The sequence below is a fragment of the Rhodopseudomonas sp. BR0C11 genome (assembly GCF_010820945.1).
Classification (GTDB): domain Bacteria; phylum Pseudomonadota; class Alphaproteobacteria; order Rhizobiales; family Xanthobacteraceae; genus Rhodopseudomonas; species Rhodopseudomonas palustris_H.
The window spans coordinates 1-5331 of the sequence record NZ_QTKI01000338.1 but is presented as its reverse complement, the minus strand read 5'-3'; the positions used below and the strand labels follow the sequence as shown (position 1 = coordinate 5331).

7 protein-coding genes and 1 riboswitch are annotated in these 5331 nt (G+C 69.1%); of the genes, 1 reads left to right on the top strand and 6 read right to left on the bottom strand.

Annotated elements, in window-relative coordinates:
• Positions 1 to 761 (bottom strand): precorrin-6y C5,15-methyltransferase (decarboxylating) subunit CbiE (gene cbiE, locus DYI24_RS20390; protein ID WP_164573605.1); only part of this gene is annotated, 761 nt, incomplete at its 3' end.
• On the opposite strand from cbiE, the gene DYI24_RS20385 reads away from it, so the two are divergent.
• Positions 760 to 1542: a cobalt-precorrin-6A reductase gene (locus tag DYI24_RS20385; RefSeq protein WP_205523609.1), complete on the top strand. Its 783-nt coding sequence runs from the start codon at positions 760 to 762 to the stop codon at positions 1540 to 1542. The two genes, cbiE and DYI24_RS20385, sit on opposite strands and share 2 nt — an antisense overlap.
• Here DYI24_RS20385 and cobJ read toward each other — a convergent pair.
• The 5 genes from cobJ to tcuB form a co-directional block, all read right to left on the bottom strand.
• Positions 1509 to 2270: a precorrin-3B C(17)-methyltransferase gene (gene cobJ / locus DYI24_RS20380; RefSeq protein ID WP_164573604.1), complete on the bottom strand. Its 762-nt coding sequence runs from the start codon at positions 2268 to 2270 to the stop codon at positions 1509 to 1511. The two genes, DYI24_RS20385 and cobJ, sit on opposite strands and share 34 nt — an antisense overlap.
• A complete protein-coding gene (locus tag DYI24_RS20375) occupies positions 2267 to 2995 on the bottom strand; it encodes a precorrin-2 C(20)-methyltransferase (protein ID WP_164573603.1) in 729 nt (242 codons plus the stop codon). The genes cobJ and DYI24_RS20375 overlap by 4 nt, the downstream gene beginning before the upstream one ends.
• Positions 2992 to 3621 (bottom strand): precorrin-8X methylmutase, encoded by a 630-nt coding sequence (locus tag DYI24_RS20370; RefSeq protein WP_164573602.1) that lies wholly within the window; start codon positions 3619 to 3621, stop codon positions 2992 to 2994. Before DYI24_RS20370 ends, DYI24_RS20375 begins: the two co-directional genes overlap by 4 nt.
• A complete protein-coding gene (locus tag DYI24_RS20365; RefSeq protein ID WP_164573601.1) occupies positions 3618 to 4181 on the bottom strand; it encodes a hypothetical protein in 564 nt (187 codons plus the stop codon). Before DYI24_RS20365 ends, DYI24_RS20370 begins: the two co-directional genes overlap by 4 nt.
• Before the next feature lie 110 nt (positions 4182 to 4291).
• A riboswitch (cobalamin riboswitch) is annotated at positions 4292 to 4491 on the bottom strand.
• Between the two features lie 87 nt (positions 4492 to 4578).
• Positions 4579 to 5331 (bottom strand): tricarballylate utilization 4Fe-4S protein TcuB (gene tcuB, locus DYI24_RS20360; protein ID WP_164573600.1); only part of this gene is annotated, 753 nt, incomplete at its 5' end.

The window sequence follows — 5331 nt, the reverse complement described above, 5'->3', positions numbered from 1 at the left end:
GGCGCCAGCGTCGACAGCGTCACGGCGCGGACCTCGCGCTTGGTGAGCTGGCTGTCGTGCTGAAACAGCTCGTCCGGCAGGCCGCTGACGCACGGCAGTATCACGGCGTCCGGCTCGGCCACGGCGGTGATGCCGAGCGCCACCGGCGCGGTGACGTCGGGGAAGGCGAAGATCGACGCGGTGGTCCGCCGCACGCGTTCGCGCGGTCCGCCGAGCGCTTCGAGCACGGTGAGCTCGGATGCGCCGAAGCCGTTCGCCGCCAGATAGCCGGCGATCTCGCCCACGGCGCCGCCGTCGCGCACCAGAACGATCAGCCGCGCCTCGGGGCGGAGATGCGGGCGCAGCGTCGTGACCGGCCGCGCGTGCAGGCCGAGCGTCACCGTCTCTTCCAGGCGCCAGCCGAGCCGCGCCGCGGCCCATGCAAAGGTCGACGGCGCGGGAATGGCGATCCATTCCTTGGGCGCGAGATGATCGCCCAGCACCGCGCCGGCACCGTGCCAGAACGGATCGCCGGAGCACAGCACCACGACGCGGCGGCCGCGCTGCGCCAGCACCTCGGGCAATGAAGCGGCGAACGGCACGCGCCACGGCAGTGTTGGCTTGTTCAATGCGGCGACGAGGCCGAGGTGACGATCGCCGCCGACGATCAGTTCGGCTGCATCGAGCAGCGCCCGCGCGCGTGCCGACAGCCCGTCGAGGCCGTCCTCACCGATTCCGACGATGGACAGCCAGGGCTGCGTCGTGTCATCGCTGGTGATCATGACGCTCCCTTCATCGCATCGCTCGCGCGTATTGATCCTCGGCGGCACCGCCGATGCCTCGGCGCTCGCTAGGGCTATTGCGGCCGAGCCGGCCATCGATGCGGTGCTGTCGTTCGCCGGCCGCACCGATTACCCGAAACCGCCGCCGATCCCGTTTCGCGTCGGAGGCTTCGGCGGCATCGGCGGTCTGGCCGATTACTTGCGCGTCGAGCGGATCGAACGCGTCGTCGATGCGACGCATCCATTCGCGGCGCAGATGAGCCGCCATGCAGTGATCGCCTGCGCCGAATCCGGTGTCCCGCTGCTGGCGCTCGAGCGGCCGGCGTGGCAGGCCACCACTGGCGATCGATGGATCGAAGTCGATGATCTCGATCAGGCCGTCGGCGCGCTCGGCGCTGCGCCGCGGCGGGTGTTTCTCGGCATCGGCCGTCAGAACCTCGAGCTGTTCGCGTCGCAGCCGCAGCACGCTTATCTTGTGCGGCTGGTCGATCCACCGCGCGGGCCGCTGCCGTTGCCGAACGTCGATATCGTGGTGGCGCGCGGACCGTTCGATCTTGCCGGCGACCGCGCGCTGCTGCAGGCGCACCGTACCGAGATCGTCGTCGCTAAGAACGCCGGCGGCGACGCGGCGGTTGCCAAGATCATCGCGGCGCGCGAGCTCGGGCTGCCGGTGATCATGGTGAAGCGGCCAGCGGTGCCGGATCGGCACTGTGTCGCCATGGTCGCCGACGTGATGGCCTGGCTCGGTCACGACACCGCTCCGGAGAACCGCGGGGTGTAGACGAAAGCGGCTCCGCTGCTGCGCGGAATGATCTTGGTCTGCGACGAGCCGATCATCACCAGCGTGCGCATGTCGGCGCGTTGCGGCACCGCATCGCCGAGCGGCACCACGTCGATGCGCTCGCGCGGATCGCTGACGGCGGTCGCAAAGATCACCGGCACGGAAGCCGGGTGGATGCTGCGCAATAGCTCGAACGCGCGGCCGAGCTGCCAGGGCCGCGCTTTCGAGATCGGGTTGTACAGCGCGATCACGAAATCGGCTTCGGCCGCAGCGCGCAGACGCTTCTCGACCGTTTCCCACGGCTTGAGATTGTCCGACAGGTTGATCGCGCAGAAGTCGTGACCGAGCGGCGCACCGATCCGCGCTGCGGCGGCGAACATCGCGCTGATGCCGGGCAAAATGCGGATGTCGAGCTCGCGCCACGCCGGATCGCCGGCTTCGATCGCTTCGAACAGAGCCGCCGCCATCGCGAACACGCCGGGGTCGCCAGAGGAGACGATGACGACGTGGCGACCCTCGGCCGCGAGCCGCAGCGCGAACCCGGCGCGATCGAGCTCTTCGCGATTATCGGAAGCGTGCCGCTGCAAGCCGTCGCGTTCGGCGATGCGCGCGACATAAGGTGCGTAGCCGACGATGTCGGTGGCGCGTGCCAGTGCTGCGCTGACTGCGGGTGTGATCAGTTCTTGCGCGCCGGGCCCAAGGCCGGCAACCATCACAGATCCGGTCATGGCCGTCGCCCTTGTCCGTGGACCAGCACGATCGAGAAGTAGGGCGCGTCGTCGGTGGTCTTGTCGGCGAGCGGCATCACCACCTGATCGTCCATCGCGCCGCGCTCGACATAGATCGCGCGATCGAGCAGGCCGGCGTCGTCTAGCGCGCGGCGCACCTTGGGCAGATTGCGGCCGAGCTTCATGATCACGATCGCATCGCCGGTGGCGAGCGCCGCCTTCAGCCGTGCTGGTCCGAGCGTCGCGGGCACCACGCAGAGCACGTCGTCGCCATAGGTGATCGGCGTGCCGCTCGCGGTCCAGCATGCCGCCATGCCGGAGATGCCCGGCACCACTTCGACGCGGACACGCGGCGCCAGCCGGCGGTGCAGATGCATGAACGAGCCGTACAGGAAGGGATCGCCTTCACACAGCACGACGACGTCGCGGCCTTGCGCGATGTGTTCGGCGAGCCGCGACACGCATTGTTCGTAGAAGCTGCGCAGCGTCGCCGCATAGGCAGGATCGTCGAGCGCGATCTCGGTCGTTACCGGATAGTCCATCGGCTCTTCGATCACGCCCTCCGGCAGCAGACCATCGGCGATGCGGCGGGCGTGGCCGGGGCGTCCGGCTTTGCGGAAGTACGCCACCACCTTGGCGGCGCCGACCAGCCGCGCGGCGCGGACGCTCATCAGATCGGGCGCGCCGGGGCCGACGCCGACGCCGTAGATCGTCGGTGTGCTCATTCGCGTTCGCTCGCCAGCGCGTTGATCGCCGCAGCCGTCATCGCGCTGCCGCCGCGCCGGCCGCGCACGATGACGCAAGGCGACGGCGAGTCCGCCAGCAGCGCGTCCTTGGATTCGGCCGCGCCGACGAAGCCGACTGGGATGCCGATAATGGCCGCGGGCCGCGGGGCGCCGGGCTCGGCGAGGATTTCGAGCAGCCGGAACAGCGCGGTCGGTGCGTTGCCGATTGCCACCACCGCGCCCTGCATCCGATCGCGCCACAGATCGACTGCGGCGGCCGATCGGGTGGTGCCGAGCTTTGCGGCGAGGGCGGGAACGTCAGGATGGTTAAGCGTGCAGATCACCTCGTTGTCGCCCGGCAGCCGCTTGCGGGTGACGCCGTTGGCGACCATCTGCGCGTCGCACAGGATCGGCGCGCCGGCCTGCAGCGCGGCGCGACCTGCCGATACAAAGCCGTGCGTGAACGCGATGTCGCCGGCTACTTCGACCATGCCGCTGGCGTGGATGATGCGCACCGCGATCTTCTCCTCGTCGGGCGTGAAACGATCGAGGGCGGCCTCGGCGCGGATAATGGAGAACGACTGACGATAGATCGCGTCGCCGTTTTTTTCGTAAGCGTAGGTCATCGGGCGGCGTCCTCGATCAGCTCGGGGAAAATGGAGGGATGCGGATCTGTATCGGCGGTCACGCTCTCGCTCGGCGCATCCATCGTGGTGATGCTGAGGCCGGCGGCGAGGGCGAGCTGCATCAGGATGGCGCGTGCGGCACGGCCGGCGTGCTGCGCGTATAGTCTGTCGAGGCGGCGAAGCGTGGTCTGCGGCAGGTTGGTGATTAGTTCGCTCGGGATCTCGTGCGGCCCGCCGGTAGCGAGCACCGCGAAGGCGATCCGCTGGCTGCTGGCGAAGGCGGTCACCGCTTCGACGGCTTCACGGTCGGAATGCGCCTGATCCGGCAACACGATCAGGATTGCGCGCAACAACGACGAATCGAGGGAGCGCTCGCTCGCCTGTGCGGCGAAGGAGGCGAGATCGCTGGTGTGTAACCGGTGCGGTCCGCCGAGCCATGACTGAGCGAAGTCCGCCAGCGTCTCGGCGCAGGGCGACAGCACCGCGATTTCGGCGGCGGCTGGCCGAAGCGACAGCTGAGAACCGGCGCAGACACCGGGATGGAGCGCAGTGGGCGGCATCGCGCCGAATCTCGTCGGTTGGCCATCGCGGGCGATGGCTCAAAACCGGCGAACGGACCTGCACTCCGGACCGCCGAAAGACATCCCGGGGCACCCCGCCCGAAACGGCGTCAACATCGCAGGCGACGGCAGGTCTCCTGGCTCACGGGTCGTCGCCGACGCGGCCTTCCCGGAATATCTCCAGTGGCGTGTTGCGTCGGCTCACCGTTTACAGTTGCGGGGGCAGCTTCGGCTCGACCGCGGGCAGCGATCTTCCGATATTCCCTCTTCGTCCTGTCCGAGGACAGGACACCGTCGGCGCGGGATGTTTGGGACGGAAACGGCGAACTGTCAATCGACCATCATTGGCAACTGGCCGCCAAGAGCTGTCATCAAATTCGCGCCAGCTTGATCGGGATCAAGGCGTATCGCCGGAGGCCTCCGGAGCTCGCGCCAACGCGCGGCGGCGGCTGTCGATCGCCGCGCGCAGCAGCGCCGCCGCCCGGAACGGCGCGTGCAGCGCCTTGCTGAACGGCAGGGCGGCGAACAGACCGAACACCAGCCCAAGATGGGTGGTGAGCAGCAGCCCCATCGCCGGCGTGCTGCGGAAGCCGAGCACCGCGAGCCCGCTGGCGCCGACGAGGGCCAGCAGGATCAGGAGCGCGACGTTCAATCGGGTCTCGCCGCGGTCGCTCGGCTCGCGATCAGCGCGCGCTTCCAGGCCCAGCAGCCCCACCGCGCCGACGGTCATCGTGATCCCGCCGACGAGCCCGAGCATCACCGGCAGGCTGACGACCGGGTAGGGCGCTACGACGCCGAGCAGATGATGATAAGCGGCGGCCACGATTGTCGACAGGCCGCTGAGCACGAAGCCGCCGGCAGTCAGATGGTGCAAGATCCGTCGCCGCTGCGAGGTGCGCTCATCATGGTCATGGCAGCCGGGACCGCCGCCGCCGAGGTGGCGCAGCGTGATGATGTCGAAGAGGGCAGCGGGCAGCGCGCGGACGATCTCGCGGACCGTCACCTGCGGCGCGATCGTATGCCAGTATCGCAGCGTCGCCAGCGTGACCGCGATCACCGCCCAGGCGAACGTGCCGCCCGCGAGTCCGGCCATCGCCGGCCACGGCAGCACGCGATAGAATGCGCCTTCGCCCGCGTGGGCGGCCAGCAA